The organism is Treponema sp. (genome assembly GCF_017430385.1).
Taxonomy (GTDB): domain Bacteria; phylum Spirochaetota; class Spirochaetia; order Treponematales; family Treponemataceae; genus Treponema_D.
Window position 1 is genome coordinate 1 of record NZ_JAFRNB010000182.1, and the last position, 13,614, is coordinate 13,614.

14 protein-coding genes are annotated in these 13,614 nt (G+C 45.5%); 12 read left to right on the forward strand and 2 right to left on the reverse strand.

The annotated features are described in order from the left end of the window. The coding region (locus IJJ71_RS14190; protein WP_296847951.1) for an OB-fold nucleic acid binding domain-containing protein at positions 1-263 on the reverse strand (263 nt) is incomplete at its 3' end. 239 nt (positions 264-502) lie between these two features. On the opposite strand from IJJ71_RS14190, the gene IJJ71_RS14195 reads away from it, so the two are divergent. The 12 genes from IJJ71_RS14195 (at position 503) to IJJ71_RS14250 (ending at position 11,675) form a co-directional block, all read left to right on the forward strand. Beyond that, positions 503-1,669 (forward strand): ABC transporter substrate-binding protein, encoded by a 1,167-nt coding sequence (locus tag IJJ71_RS14195; RefSeq protein WP_296847953.1) that lies wholly within the window; start codon positions 503-505, stop codon positions 1,667-1,669. Positions 1,670-1,725: 56 nt separating this feature from the next. Continuing rightward, positions 1,726-2,637 carry a branched-chain amino acid ABC transporter permease gene (locus IJJ71_RS14200; RefSeq protein WP_296847954.1) on the forward strand — a complete coding sequence of 304 codons (912 nt, stop codon included), beginning with the start codon at positions 1,726-1,728 and terminating at the stop codon, positions 2,635-2,637. Positions 2,638-2,652: 15 nt separating this feature from the next. After that, a complete protein-coding gene (locus IJJ71_RS14205) occupies positions 2,653-3,774 on the forward strand; it encodes a branched-chain amino acid ABC transporter permease (protein WP_296847955.1) in 1,122 nt (373 codons plus the stop codon). After that, positions 3,771-4,595, forward strand: a complete 825-nt coding sequence (locus IJJ71_RS14210; RefSeq protein WP_296847956.1) for an ABC transporter ATP-binding protein — start codon at positions 3,771-3,773, stop codon at positions 4,593-4,595. The genes IJJ71_RS14205 and IJJ71_RS14210 overlap by 4 nt, the downstream gene beginning before the upstream one ends. A 2-nt stretch (positions 4,596-4,597) precedes the next feature. Continuing rightward, a complete protein-coding gene (locus IJJ71_RS14215; RefSeq protein WP_296847957.1) occupies positions 4,598-5,338 on the forward strand; it encodes an ABC transporter ATP-binding protein in 741 nt (246 codons plus the stop codon). A 2-nt stretch (positions 5,339-5,340) separates the two neighbouring features. Next, positions 5,341-7,050: a 5-oxoprolinase subunit PxpB gene (gene pxpB / locus IJJ71_RS14220; RefSeq protein ID WP_296847958.1), complete on the forward strand. Its 1,710-nt coding sequence runs from the start codon at positions 5,341-5,343 to the stop codon at positions 7,048-7,050. Positions 7,051-7,061: 11 nt separating this feature from the next. Then, on the forward strand, positions 7,062-7,859 hold the full coding sequence (locus IJJ71_RS14225) for a putative hydro-lyase (RefSeq protein ID WP_296847959.1): 798 nt from the start codon (positions 7,062-7,064) through the stop codon (positions 7,857-7,859). A gap of 62 nt (positions 7,860-7,921) precedes the next feature. Next, complete coding sequence (locus IJJ71_RS14230) at positions 7,922-8,779, forward strand: aminotransferase class IV (RefSeq protein WP_296847960.1); 858 nt, start codon at positions 7,922-7,924, stop codon at positions 8,777-8,779. Between the two features lie 17 nt (positions 8,780-8,796). Next, entirely contained in the window at positions 8,797-9,630 is an 834-nt protein-coding gene (locus tag IJJ71_RS14235; protein WP_296847961.1) for a DUF4392 domain-containing protein, read from the forward strand. After that, complete coding sequence (locus IJJ71_RS14240) at positions 9,627-10,379, forward strand: LamB/YcsF family protein (RefSeq protein WP_296847962.1); 753 nt, start codon at positions 9,627-9,629, stop codon at positions 10,377-10,379. Before IJJ71_RS14235 ends, IJJ71_RS14240 begins: the two co-directional genes overlap by 4 nt. A 28-nt stretch (positions 10,380-10,407) precedes the next feature. Then, complete coding sequence (gene alr / locus IJJ71_RS14245) at positions 10,408-11,523, forward strand: alanine racemase (RefSeq protein ID WP_296847963.1); 1,116 nt, start codon at positions 10,408-10,410, stop codon at positions 11,521-11,523. An 8-nt stretch (positions 11,524-11,531) separates the two neighbouring features. Next, positions 11,532-11,675: a hypothetical protein gene (locus tag IJJ71_RS14250; RefSeq protein ID WP_296847964.1), complete on the forward strand. Its 144-nt coding sequence runs from the start codon at positions 11,532-11,534 to the stop codon at positions 11,673-11,675. Between the two features lie 8 nt (positions 11,676-11,683). On the opposite strand, the gene IJJ71_RS14255 is transcribed toward IJJ71_RS14250, so the two are convergent. Beyond that, on the reverse strand, positions 11,684-13,614 hold a 1,931-nt coding region (locus tag IJJ71_RS14255; protein ID WP_296847965.1), incomplete at its 5' end, for an AAA family ATPase.

Here is a 13,614-nt window from a genome sequence, read left to right on the forward strand (position 1 = left end):
GATTCGATAAGCTTTCCAGTTGCTTTGAGAGAAGCGCCAGTTGAGATATTTGAAAGAGCGTTTTCGATTGAACTTGCATTATTTGGATTAGAAGGATTTGAGCGGTCAAAAGTGAGCTGAATGTTTGCGAAACAGCTTCCGTCGTTTACCTGAATGAAGACCAGGTTCTTAGAGTCGCGCATTGTGCGAACCCATCCACAGACGGTAACGATACGACCGTCCGGCTTAGAAGTAAGAATGTCTTTGATAAGTTCTGTTTTCATAATTTGACAGTTTACCACTTTGAGAAAAGAAAATCCACTGTAGACCAAATCAGTAACCTAAAGTTCACCAAAAGGTTGATGTCGAAAATCGGCGTTTACTGTAAAGTAGGACCATCAGAAACATAGGTCAGCAAAGACGCTGTGTGCATGAGGAATGTCGTATGACATTTTAACTTCGTGTGCAGAGAGCTTTGCTTCTTTTTTTTGTAAGGCTCTTTGCATAAAACAAGGAGCCGATTATGAAAAGACTTCGCAAAATCATTTTTCTTGGAGTTATTGCTTCTCTTGCAGTAACAAATTCTTTTGCCGCAAAAAAGCCTAAGACAATAAAACTTGGTTTTAATATTCCTCTTACCGGTGACTCTCCAAAAGTCGGAGAAAGCGCGAAATATGCGGGTGAAATTGTAAAAGAAGAAATCAATTCTCAGGGCGGACTCGAAGTAAAAGGTCAGAAATACATGCTTGAATTCGTTTATGTCGATAACGAGCTTAAGGCTGACTCCGCAATCAATGCTGCCAACAAACTTGTTGATATTGATAAAGTACTTGCTTCTATCGGACCGGAAGGTTCTGGCCGCTCAATTCCGGCTGGTGAAGTTTACAATGACATGAAGGTTCCGATGATTTCGCCTTGGTCAACAAACCCCAAGGTTACGGAAGGCCGTCCATTCTGTTTCCGAGCCTGTTTCCTTGATCCGTTCCAGGCTCCTGTCGGCGCAAAATTTGCCAGTGAGCAGTTTGGCGGGAAGAACGTGGCAATCGTCTATAACCTGGAAGATGACTATTCAAAGACCCTTGCCGAGCTTTTCAAGGCTGAGTGGGAATCAAAATATGGAAAAGTCGTTGTGTTTGAGTCATTCGGTCAGAAAGACCAGGATTTTAGTGTTCAGCTAACGAAAGTCGTGAACTCAAACGCAGATTTCCTTTATCTCCCTGACTATTACAACTTCGTCGGACTGATTACTTCTCAGGCAAAAGATTTGGGCTGGTCAAAGCCTGTCATGGGCTCGGATTCGTGGGGTTCTGCTGACTTGTTTCCTCTTTCAAAGGGGGCTGTAGTCGGAAACTACTTTACAACTCACTATGCTGCAAAAGGTGCGACTGGCAAAACAAAGGAATTCATCGAAAAGTACAAGAAACTTCATGGCTATGTCCCGGATGATGTCGCCGCCCTTACTTACGATGCGACTTACATCGTGCTCCAGGCAATTCAGAGTGCGGGTCTCACAGGAAACTTAAAGAAAGACCGTGTTGCAATCAAAGATGCGATGGGAAAAATCAAAAGTTTTGACGGTATCACAGGTAACATGCAGTTTACCCCGGAAGGAGACCCCCTTAAGGAAGCTGTAATTGTCCGTGTAACGCCGGAAGGTGAGTTTGAGTTCGTAAAGAGCTTGAAGCCGTAACAAAAATTGTTGGGGCTGTCTTCAGCCCCTGTGGTGCAATCAAAATGGGGGCTGATATGACATTTTTTATTCAGAATATATTTAACGCACTTCAATGGGGCAGCTTTTATTCGATGATTGCCCTTGGATATTGTCTGGTTTATGGAGTTTTGAGGCTCATAAACTTTGCTCATGGCGATATTTTCATGACTTCAACTTATATCGCCTTTTTTATCGTGGCGGGATTAACCGCAAAATTCGCAGGGCTTGCAGGAATACCTTTGTTTGTCATAACGCTTGTCTGCACTATGGCGCTTACGGCTCTCTTGGGCGTGAGTATCGAAAAAATTGCTTACAAACCGCTCAGGGCAAAGGGCGCGAACAGACTTTATGTAGTTATCACGGCGTTGATGATCGGTTTCATTCTTGAAAACGGAAACCTTGCCGTTCTTGGTGCTTCTGCACGCAGTTTCCCGGAAATTCTTCCAAAATATGTATGGAATATCGGGCCGGTTACGATTACCAGCCTCAAAGTTATCGTTATCGTGAGCGCGATTGTTATTTTTGCAATCCTTCAGTTCATCGTTCAGGTAACGACTCTTGGCATGAGTATGCGTGCCATTTCCTATGATAAATTTGCGATTCCTCTTATGGGAATCCCTGTAAATACAGTAATCACTTTCACTTTCGCGCTTGGTTCTGCTCTGGCGGCAGTTGCAGGCATACTCTTCGGCATGTCTTACCCGGTCATGGATCCTTACATGGGCATGATTATCGGCTGGAAGGCCTTTATCGCGGCTGTCGTTGGTGGAATCGGTGACATTAAGGGCGCGTTCCTCGGCGGCTTCTTGCTTGGTTTCATTGAAATCTTTGTTACGGCATTCCTGCCTTCAAGTTACAAGGATTTGATTTCTTTCGTGATTCTTCTTGTAATTCTTACGGTTAAGCCGACTGGATTCTTCGGCGTGGCGAAAAGTACAAAAATTTAAGGCGGAGGGGTGAATATGCAATGGTTAGAAAGTTTTAATACCCGGATTGATTCAAGATTCAATCCTTCTGATAGAAAAAGAAAACTGATTATGCCGGTTACGATGATTTTGAGCATTCTGATTCTTACTGTGCTTGCAAAGTACGAGATTATCAACAACTACTTTCAGACAATCATCGTCACAATCTGCATCAATATAATTATGTCGGCGAGCCTTAACATCGTAAACGGTTACATGGGCGAGTTCAGCTGCGGTCACGGCGGTTTTATGGCGACAGGAGCTTATATTTCTTCTGTAGTTTCGCTGGTTCTGTTTAAGGACGGAAACTCCATCACAGGCAGTGCGCTTTTACCAGGGGGCCTGGCACTTTTTGGCTTCCCTATTTGTATTCTGATTGGCGGACTTGGGGCTATGCTCGTGAGTTTGATTGTCGCGATTCCTTCTTTTAAGACTCGTGACGACTATCTTGCGATTATCACGGTTGCGGCAAACTTTATCGTAACTACGGCAATCAACAATATTCCTCTGGTTGGAGGAAGCCGCGGGCTCATGGGAATGAAGGGCGTTATGAACGGCATGGCTGATGTGATTGAAGTTCCGTGGATTTTAGTCTGGGCGATTGTTTTTGCCGTTCTTGCAGTGGTTTCAATCCATTTTTTGATGAACTCTACTCTCGGAAAAGGAATAAGTGCGGTCAAATATGATGAGATTTCGGCTGAAATTATGTCGGTCAACACGAATAGCATGAAACTGATTGCATTTACTTTCAGCTCGTTTTTGGCTGGCGTTGCGGGCGGTCTGTTCGCACACTTGCTCGGCTTTATCAATCCTTCAAGCTTCGGAATCATGAAGTCAACTGAGTCCCTGGTAATGGTTTATTTGGGCGGAATGGGTTCACTGAGCGGTTCGGTACTTTCGGCGATTGTGTTCACGATTTTGCTCGAACTTTTGCGACCTGCCCAGATTTTGAAGTGGGTTATCATTCCTTTGATTCTGATTTTGATTATGGAATTCCATCCGGAAGGAATTATGGGCTCAAAAGAACTCACGCATGTATTCCCGTGGCTAAAAAAATTCTTTCCTCTTAACAAAAATGAAGTTCGGGAAACGAAAAAGGCAGAAGGAGGAGCGGCATGAGCGAGACTTTACTGAAAATCGAACATCTTACACACAGATTTGGCGGCTTACAGGCTCTTACGGACATAAACGTAGACATCAAAAAAGGAAGCATCAATGCCCTGATTGGTCCCAACGGTGCCGGAAAGACAACCGTATTCAATCTTGTGAGCGGATTTTATGTTCCGAGCGAGGGAAACATTGTTTTTGACGGAAGTCGCATCAACGGCCTCAAACCTCATGTCATTGCTGACTTACAGATTGGACGCACTTTCCAGAACATCCGTCTTTGGAGCGATATGACCGTGCTTGATAACATCTGCATTGCGCATCATTCTCGGCTGGGCTTTGGAGTTAAGGACGTATTCTTGAAGACTAAAAAATACAAGGAGCAGGAAGCGAAGATTCATAAAGAGGCATGGGAACTCTTGGAAAAATTCAGCCTGGCGGACAAAGCCCTGGATTATCCAAAAAATCTTCCTTATGGAATTCAGCGTCGTGTTGAGATTGCACGTGCCCTCAGCCTGAATCCAAAGCTTTTGATGCTCGACGAGCCTGCCGCCGGTCTTTCAACCAGTGACCTCGACGGACTCATTTCTTACATTCAGTGGATTCATGACACGTTCGGAATCACAATCTGGATGATTGAGCATCAGATGCAGGTCGTAAACACTTTGGCTCAAAATATCAAGGTAATTAACTTCGGCAAGGAGCTGGCGGAAGGAACTCCAGAGGAAATCCAGAAAAATCCTGCTGTCATCGACGCATATCTTGGAAATTCTGACATCAACATTAAGGACGCTTATCCCGGATTGCCGGAAAAGCGAAAAAAGGAGGCATGATTATGTTGCTTGAAGTAAATAATTTGAAAGTCGGTTATGGAAATATAGAAGCCCTTCATGGAATCAGCTTTAACGTGGACAAAGGTGAAATAGTTACTTTGATTGGTGCGAACGGTGCCGGGAAAACTTCGACCCTGCTCACATTGTCGCGCCTTCCCAAACCCGAAGCTCCGTCTGTGCTTGAAGGCGATATTCTCTATGACGGGGAAAGCATTCTCAAAACAGAGCCACACACGCTGATAAAAAAGAAAATGATGTGCCTTGTCCCGGAAGGCCGGCATATTTTTGGAAATCTCACGGTTGAAGAAAATCTCCAGATGGCCTGCTATGGCCGAAATCATGAGAAACTTCACGAGATGCGAACCCACGAGCTTTATGAGCTTCTTTATGATTTGTTTCCGCGCCTTTATGAGCGGCGAAAGCAGAGAAGCGAGCTTCTTTCGGGCGGAGAGCAGCAAATGCTTGCCGTGGGGCGTGCACTCATGACTGACTGTAACTTTATCATGCTTGATGAGCCGAGCATGGGGCTGGCTCCAAAACTGATGTTTGAGATGTTTCGCGCTCTCAAAAGACTGAACGTGCAGAAGAAAATGACGCTTCTGGTTGTTGAGCAGAACGCGAAAGTTGCCCTTGATTTTGCTGACCGTGGATATGTTCTCAGAACGGGTGAAATTATTGCCAGCGGAACGAGTGAGGAACTTGCCGCAAATCCAGAGGTTCAGAAAGCTTATCTCGGAGGCTGATTTTGTATATAGCAAAGATTGTCTCAGCAAGTGAAGATTCTATTCAGGTTCAGTTTTTCAATAAAATTTGTCCGAAAGTGAATCGCATGGTCTCTGATTTTTCCAGGGCATTTGCCTTAATGACAAAGGATATGCCTGAAATCCGAGAAATCGTGCCGACTTACTGTGCAGTCAGCGTTTATTTTGATGAAAAAAACTGCAAGGCATCTTTGCTAAAGGAAATCGCGCTTGAAGTCATTGAAAAAATAGACGGAGAGAAAGAAAGCCATGCAGAAGCCGGAAGGGTCATTTCGATTCCTGTCTGCTATGAAACCGAAGAATTTGCCCCTGATTTAAGAAAGGTTGCGGCTCATGCAAAACTTACAGCAGAAGAAGTCATTAAGATTCATTCCTCAACGGATTATCTGATTTACATGATGGGATTCTTGCCGGGCTTTCCTTATCTTGGCGGAATGGAAAAATACCTTGAAACGCCCCGCCTTGAAACGCCCCGCACAAAAATTCCTGCTGGAAGCGTTGCAATCGGCGGGGCACAGACCGGGCTTTATCCTGTGGAATCCCCGGGAGGCTGGAATATAATCGGCCGCACTCCGTTAAAACTTTTTGACTTGAACAGAAATCCGCACTTTTTGTACAACTCTGGCGACAAAATCCGCTTTGAGCCAATTTCCCGGAAAGAATTTGAAGATTTTGACGTTTATGCAGAAAATGACTGGCTTTGGAAAAATGGATTTGAAGCCGAGGCCGTTCAGCACTCTCACAGTGTTGTTGCCGGACGAAAAAAGCCAGATGAGAAAAACATTCCGCATTATGAATGTGGCGGTGGAATAAAGATTCTTGTTGCGGGGCTTTTGACCACGGTTCAAGATGCTGGCACAAATGGATTCCAAAAATACGGAATTTCCCAGAGCGGTGCAATGGACGAAATTAGCTTTGTGCTTGCGAATGCCATTTGCGGAAATCCTGAGAATACTGCTTGCCTTGAAACAACACTTTCTGGTCCTACAATTCGCTTTGTTACTGACTGTGACTTTGCGATTACAGGGGCGGTTTTTTCTAACGCAAGCTTGAACGGAAAGCCTGTCGAAATGAACAAAAAGATTCATGCTAATGCAGGAGCTGTGCTTAATTGCGGTTTTGCCTCAAACGGGCTTCGCTCTTACATTGCCTTTACTGGCGGCATATTGGTGCCGGAAGTTTTTGGAAGCCGCTCAACGAATCTCAAAAGCAAAATCGGCGGCTTTTATGGCAGAAAACTTGAAGCGGGCGATGAGCTTGCGATTGGCTTTGCAAGAAGGCACTCAATGCGTGAAAATGCTTTTCCTGTCAAAAATATCAATCCGTTCTTTGCGAGAAAAGATGGGATTCTTGTTTTGGATTGCATAAAATCCTCTCAGTTCGACTTCTTTTCCGAAGAGAGCGTAAAAATCTTTACCAGCACTGTTTATACCATTACGCCGGAAAGTGACCGCATGGGAATCCGCTTTACAGGTCCTGCCCTTGACTGTGGAAAGACGGACATTATTTCTGATGCGATTCCATTTGGGGCTGTGCAGATTACTTCGGCAGGGCTTCCTTTGGTGATGGCGGCGGACAGGCAGACAACCGGCGGTTATGCAAAAATTGCCTGCGTCAAAAAAGAGTCGATGTGTGCTCTTGCACAGGCGGCTCCAGGCACAAAAGTGCAATTTAATATAGAAGAAACTTGTTAGTGAGGTAAAAAATGATGAACCAAAATCCATACAAAGATAAAACTCCGCTTGAAGTGCGTAAGCTGATTCGTGAAGGAAAAATCACAGGGCAGACTTCGGGAATGTGCTCGGGCTTTGCCCAGGCAAATTTGTGCATTCTCCCCAAAAAATATGCCTACGACTTTTTGCTTTTCTGCCAGCGGAACCCGCAGTCGTGCCCGCTTTTGGAAGTCTCGGACGAGGGTAGTCGGTTCTTGCGGACTTCTGCCCTTGACTGCGACATTTCAAAAGACGTTCCCATGTACAGAATCTGGGAAAACGGAAGTCTCAAAGGCGAATACACGGATGTTTCAGGCTTCTGGCGTGATGATTTGGTTACTTTCGTAATCGGTTGCAGCTTTTCTTTTGAAGGCCCGCTCATGCAGGCCGGAATCGACGTGCGTAACATCTCGGAAAATCACAATGTTCCGATGTACCTCACGAATATCGACACAAAGGCTGCGGGCATTTTCAGCGGAAAGATGGTCGTTTCGATGCGCCCGATTCCGCACAATCAGATTGTAAAGGCAGTGACGGTAACGGCAAAAGTCCCGAAAGTTCACGGTGCTCCGATTCATATTGGAAGCCCGGAAGTCATCGGTATCAAAGATATTTCAAGGCCTGATTTTGGCGAGCTTAGCACAATCAGGGAGGGTGAAGTTCCTGTCTTCTGGGCCTGTGGCGTGACTCCGCAAAGCGTAGTGATGAGTTCCAAGCCGGATTTTTGCATCACGCACGCTCCCGGCCACATGCTGATTACGGATATAAAAGAGGTGGACTTACAGAATTAACCCCAGCATTCCGAAAAATGCGGAAACTAAGGAATAGATTTATTAAATATTGGAGGCATAAAATGAAAAACGTTGCTTATTACAACGGGAAAATGGGGCTTCAGGAGGAACTTACAATTCCCTTCTTGGACAGAGCTATGTTCTTTGGCGATGGCGTTTACGATGCCACCTACAGCGCGAACCGAAAAATCTTTGAAAAAGACTGGCATATCGAGCGATTCTTTAACAGCCTCAAAGCCGTGAAGATTCCTTTTAAGCTCTCTAAGGAAGAACTTGTTGCTGAGCTTCAAAAATGTATCGATGCGATGGACAGTGACGGTGTGTGCTTCGTTTACTGGGAAGTGACCCGCGGTACAGCCCCGCGAAATCATCTTTTCCCGAACGTAGAGCCGAACCTTATTATCAATGTCACTGAGTCAAAGCTCACGGACCTCCGTACCCCGTGCAAGCTTATTACCGAAGAAGACACTCGCTTCTTCCACTGCAACATCAAGACTTTGAACCTTCTCCCAAGCGTAATGGGAAGTCAGAAAGCCTTTGAGGCCGGTGCAAAGGAAGTCGTGTTCCATCGTGGCGAGCGCGTGACCGAATGTGCGCATACAAACGTGAACATCCTCAAAGACGGAGTTTATATCACGCCGCCGCTTGACGAGCTGATTTTGCCTGGCGTTACTCGCCGTCACTATATTTCAATCTGCCAGAAACTTGGCGTTCCATACGAAGAGCGTGTTTTCACTTTGGACGAGCTTTTTGATGCGGACGAGGTTTTCATCACTTCGGCAGGCACACTGGGGCTTGCGGCTTATGAAATCGACGGAAAGAAGGTGGGCGGAAAAGATCCTGAACTGCTCAAAAAATTGCAGAAGGCGGCCGTTGAGGATTTTGAAAAAGAAACCGGCTACAAAGCCGACATCGTTTAACACGCGCGGACTTGCCTATGAAACAAACTGAATCCGAATCAATCGAAGACATAGTTTTGCGGCACTCAGGCAGGGGCATGGATATTCTCCGGGGCTACAAAACTGACAAATATGCCGAAAAAGCTGCCCGGACAATCTTAGGCTGGGAAAGGGGAACTGTATTACTTGCCACTGGATTTTATGTCGCGGGCTTTGCGGAGACAGATGGACCTGTCGGCACTCTCTTTCTGGCCAAGGCATTGAAAAATCTCGGCTTTAGGCCTGTAATCCTCACCGATGATTTTTGCAAGGGCTTTTTTGAGGGAGAGGGCATTGAAGTGCTTTACATGTCGCTCACGGCAGACATCGACTGGTGCATGGAAACTCTCGGAAAGTTCACTCCAGTGGGCTTAATCAGCATCGAACGCTGTGGCGAGAACTCTGCGCGTGATTATGCGAACATGCGCGGGGTGAGCATTCGGGCAACGACTGCGGCGGCAGACTTGTTCTTTAGGATTGCGCTCGGCATCGTTCCGACAATCGGCGTGGGGGACGGTGGAAACGAAATCGGCATGGGAAACGTGGCGGACATAATCGAAGAAAAGCTTTCGTTAAAGCCATGCGTCGTGACCGTGGATGAGCTTGTGATTGCAACCGTCTCAAACTGGGGCGCGTATGCAATCATCGCATATCTCGAAAAATTGACCGGAGAAAAAGTCTTCATGGATTTTGAGGATGCCCGGGCCTTTATTAAAAAGACCGTGGACATGGGCAGCGTGGACGGAGTGCTTAAAAAGCAAATTCTAAGCGTGGACGGATTCAGTATGGAAACAGAAAAAGAAATTATTGATTCACTTGGAGCGGCTATATGAAAATTGATTTGAATTGTGATTTGGGTGAAAGTTTCGGGAACTATAAAATCGGTATGGATGAGGAAGTGATAAAATTCATCTCCTCTGCAAATATTGCCTGTGGTTTTCATGCTTCTGACCCGCTCGTGATGGCAAAAACTGTCGTGCTCGCAAAAGAAAATGGCGTGAATGTGGGCGCACATCCTGGTTTTCCAGATTTGCTTGGATTCGGCAGGCGGAACTTGAATGTAAGTCCTGTGGAACTCAAAGCAATGGTTCAGTATCAGATTGGGGCTTTGAATGCTTTTTGCAAGGCGAACGGCGTAAAGATGAATCATGTTAAGCCACACGGAGCGATGTACAACATGGCGGCAAAAGACTCAAAATTGGCACTGGCTATTGCAGAAGGAATTGCCGAAGTGGACAGCTCTTTAATTCTTCTTGGATTGAGCGGAAGTGAAATGCTTGCGAGTGCAAAAAAGGTGGGACTGAAATGTGCCGCTGAAGTTTTTGCGGACAGAAGTTATGAAGAAGACGGCTCTCTCGTTGCCCGCACAAAAACTGGGGCTGTAATCGCTGATGAAAACGAGGGAATTGAGCGCGTGATCAAAATGATTAAATTCCACAAGGTAAAGGCCGTCACTGGAAAGGAAATTGAGATATGCCCAGATTCAATCTGCGTTCACGGCGACAATCCTAAGGCCCTAAACTTTGTCAGAATAATCCGCGAAAGACTTTTGGACGAGAACATACAAATCGAATCACTCTGAGAGCGTAAGAATGGAGGCGAATATGCTTGTGGCTGATAAAAGATGCTGGGCGGAAGTGAATCTTCCCCAAATCGCAGAAAACTATCGGATTTACAAAAAACATCTGCCAGAGGAAACAAAAGTCATGGTTGTGGTAAAAGCCGATGCCTACGGTCACGGAGATGTCAAAGTCGCTTCCGTCCTGCAAAAAGAGGGCGTGACTGATTTTGCGGTCGCAACCCTTGAAGAGGCAATTGAACTTCGGCAGGGGAACATTTCGGGGCAGGTTTTTGTCCTCGGTTACACGCCGATTGCGCTTGCCCAAAAACTTATTGAATATGACATCACTCAGGCAGTCGTTGATGAAAGACATGCCGAAGAACTTAGCAAAATCAGCGGGAATATAAAGGCGGTGTTCGCGCTCGACACAGGCATGAACAGAATCGGACTTGATGCCGACAATCCTGAGCATTGCGAAAAAATTATCCGCGAATACACAAAAAAGCTTTGCGTGCAGGGAATTTTCACGCATCTTTGCAATGCCGACAGTGCGGATTCAGACGCAATCGATTTTACGAACAGCCAAATCCGAAAATTCGAAAGAATCGCCGGGCTTGTAGAGAATTTGAATCTTCCCTACGTTCACTGCCTCAATTCTGCGGGCGGATTATGGAACAAATGCAAAAAATCAGTGTTCGCGCGCCTCGGAATCATTCTTTATGGTCTCAAACCCAATTACCTGAATGCCCTTCCAAGCGGAATAAAGCCCGCCCTGAGCTGGTACAGCGTAGTTTCAATGGTAAAAACTCTTCATGCCGGTGAAACCGTGGGCTACGGACGCACATTCAAAGCTGAAAAAGAAATGAAAATTGCCACAGTATGCGCAGGCTATGCCGATGGTTACAATCGCCTTCTCTCAAACAAATATTACGTGCTTATAAATGGAAGAAAAGCTCCGATTCTCGGAAGAATCTGCATGGATCAGTTTATGGTCGATGTCACAGAAATCGATGGTGTAGAAACGGGAAGCAGAGTTACACTGATTGGCGAAGACGGAAACGAAGTCATAACCGCGGACGACATGGCAGAATCAATCGGCACAATCGGGTACGAAATTGTCTGCAATATCTCAAAGCGGGTAGTGCGGGAATACTTTAAAAATTAAATATAACAATGCACTATGGTCTCAACGGCAAAGAACCAAAATCTTTCACAGAGATTGGTGAACTCAAAGGCTACACAAAGGCAAGAATGCACCAGATTGAGAAAAAAGCCTTCCTCAATTTGCAGAAAACTCTAGAAGGCCTTTATTCGTAAGCAAATTGTTAATCGACGTAAAAGCCGATTTTTCGCTTTGTGCTTTCGCCTGTCTTTTCGTCCTGCATTTTGCAGAGTTCTTCTGTGATGTAGGCGGGCGAAAGTTCCGTGCTGTCCATGAATCTCATCCTGTTTGCAAGCGCACCGAAGTCACCGGGCGTTACGCTTTCTTTTCGTTCCAGCCGGCTGATTTCTTCATCGCTGAAATTGTATGATGCGAAATATTGTTCGAGCATACAGCGGATTCCGGTTTTGTCCAGCGGTTTAAATTCTACGATTATGTGAAAACGACGGTTCATTGCGCTGTCCATGATTTCCTTTAGGTTCGTGGTGCAGATTATTATGCCGCCAAATTCTTCCATCTGCGTGAGAAATTCGTTCACTTGGGTTCGTTCCCAGCTGTTCTTGGCATTTTCCCTGCTTGCAAAGAACGAATCTGCCTCGTCGAACAAGAGAATGCTGCCTGTGCGGTCGGCTTCCTCAAATGCGTTGCGGATATTCTGCTCGGAGCCGCCAACATATTTGTCGAGAATGTCACTTGCCCGCTTCAAAAGAATCTTTTTGCCAAGACTTTCTGAAATGTAGCGCGCGAATTCGGTTTTGCCAGTGCCGCTTTTTCCGTAGAACAACATTCTGATTCCGTTTTCTCCGCCAGAAAGATTCTGCGAGTTGTTCTTTGAGAATCTTTCTGCGTTCTGAACCATTCTCACGATTTTTTCAGGCTCCATGCTTGCGTTCAGGGCTTTTGTGTCATAATTTTTGCCGACATTTTCCCTCATCCGCTTTTTGCCGTTAATCAGGAGAGAATTTTCTTTGAGAATTGCCTGCACGGAATCGATAAAATCTGAATCCGTGTTCGCGGCCTCTCCGCTTTGCAAGGAAGAGCTTTCAAGGCTTTTGATTGTCTTCACGACATTATCAACCGAAGCTCCAGTCACGCTGTATTTTTCCATCAAGCCAAGAATTTTTTCATTCATAAGCTGCGGGAGATTGAGTGGACTGAGCTTAGTCTGTGCGATTGATTTTAGCTGCTCACGGCTCATCGCGTCGAATTTGTACGAGAAATTGAAACGCCGCAAGGTTGATTCGTCAATCTGCCCCGTGAAATTCACAATCCAGATGATTTTATTCTTGTTTGCTTCGAGCATTTTGTTGATGGTGCCCTTTGTTTTTGACGGCGAACTCATGCCGAAGAAGCTAGAATCGCGTGTTTTTAAAAGTGTGTCGGCCTCGTCGATAATCAGAACCGTGTCCGGGCGGCTTATCGAAAGAAAAAGATTCAGCCTGCTCAAAACACAATTTTCGCCGGTCTTCTGCGAGACATTTAATTCTGCTTCGTTTTTGAAAATCAGCGGTTTTAAGCCGGAAGCCTTCGCCAGTGATTTTGCATATTCTGTTTTTCCGCTGCCAGGCTTGCCATATAATAGAAGAGAAATGTTTTCTTCGCCGCACAACATTCTGGTCATAATGTTCGTGACATTTTTGTTCACATTGAATGAGTCGAGGCTGTAGGCATTCGTGCAGTCGGTATTTTTTACCAAATCCGTGAAAAAGACATCAAAATTTTTGTTTGTGATGCAGTCGATTGTGTCTTCGTGCGGGTCTCCCTCGTCGTCAATGAAGCCGTAGGTTCTGAGAGATGAAGATGAGCGGATGATGGCGCTGTAGTCATGTGGAGAAATGTCCAGCACTTCTGTGCGGAAGCGAGAACTTTCTTCGGCTGTAAGGGAATTCATGAGTTTTTTAAGCGGCGAAAAGATTGAAGAACGGTACAAATAGAGAAGATATGTTTTTTCCTCTGTTGTAAGTTCAATCGCATCGCTCAAAAAGTCGAGTCTGGAAAAATCTTCGATTGCGTTTTTGATTTTTGCAGGAAGCCTTGTGAGTTTGGAGATAGGCTTTTGAATCTGTTCCGAGCCATTGCCAGGAGATTTGAGCA

What these genes read in the sequence shown, in the direction of transcription:
- IJJ71_RS14250 (WP_296847964.1), top strand. Translation starts at nt 11,532, where the DNA reads ATGCACTATGGTCTCAACGGCAAAGAACCAAAATCTTTCACAGAGATT.
- IJJ71_RS14210 (WP_296847956.1), top strand. Translation starts at nt 3,771, where the DNA reads ATGAGCGAGACTTTACTGAAAATCGAACATCTTACACACAGATTTGGC.
- IJJ71_RS14230 (WP_296847960.1), top strand. Translation starts at nt 7,922, where the DNA reads ATGAAAAACGTTGCTTATTACAACGGGAAAATGGGGCTTCAGGAGGAA.
- IJJ71_RS14205 (WP_296847955.1), top strand. Translation starts at nt 2,653, where the DNA reads ATGCAATGGTTAGAAAGTTTTAATACCCGGATTGATTCAAGATTCAAT.
- IJJ71_RS14235 (WP_296847961.1), top strand. Translation starts at nt 8,797, where the DNA reads ATGAAACAAACTGAATCCGAATCAATCGAAGACATAGTTTTGCGGCAC.
- IJJ71_RS14240 (WP_296847962.1), top strand. Translation starts at nt 9,627, where the DNA reads ATGAAAATTGATTTGAATTGTGATTTGGGTGAAAGTTTCGGGAACTAT.
- IJJ71_RS14215 (WP_296847957.1), top strand. Translation starts at nt 4,598, where the DNA reads ATGTTGCTTGAAGTAAATAATTTGAAAGTCGGTTATGGAAATATAGAA.
- IJJ71_RS14195 (WP_296847953.1), top strand. Translation starts at nt 503, where the DNA reads ATGAAAAGACTTCGCAAAATCATTTTTCTTGGAGTTATTGCTTCTCTT.
- IJJ71_RS14225 (WP_296847959.1), top strand. Translation starts at nt 7,062, where the DNA reads ATGATGAACCAAAATCCATACAAAGATAAAACTCCGCTTGAAGTGCGT.
- IJJ71_RS14200 (WP_296847954.1), top strand. Translation starts at nt 1,726, where the DNA reads ATGACATTTTTTATTCAGAATATATTTAACGCACTTCAATGGGGCAGC.